Below are 243 nucleotides of genomic sequence, written 5' to 3'. Positions count from 1 at the left end.
CATCATCAAGCGCATAAGCGATGCGAATGTAAGGACTAAGACCAAACGCACTACCAGGGACAGTAGCAACGTTTCGCTCTTCTAAAATTGCGGAAGCTACATCTAAATCATTGGCTAAAAGTTTTCCTTTGGGAGTGGTTTTTCCCAGCAACCCTGTGCAATTGGCATATACATAAAAAGCTCCTGAAGGCGTGTTGCACTCTATTCCAGAAGCTTTATTGAGCCATTGCACGACCTTGTCAC

Annotated in this window: 1 protein-coding gene; it reads right to left on the bottom strand. The window is 44.4% G+C overall.

Going from position 1 to position 243, the window contains the following annotated elements; translation table 11 throughout:
• Window positions 1-243 (bottom strand): aminotransferase class I/II-fold pyridoxal phosphate-dependent enzyme (locus tag SB772_RS44760; protein ID WP_410839120.1); only part of this gene is annotated, 243 nt, incomplete at both ends.

The sequence above is a fragment of the Paraburkholderia sp. SIMBA_030 genome (assembly GCF_046535245.1).
Classification (GTDB): domain Bacteria; phylum Pseudomonadota; class Gammaproteobacteria; order Burkholderiales; family Burkholderiaceae; genus Paraburkholderia.
This window is presented reverse-complemented; position numbering and strand designations above follow the sequence as displayed.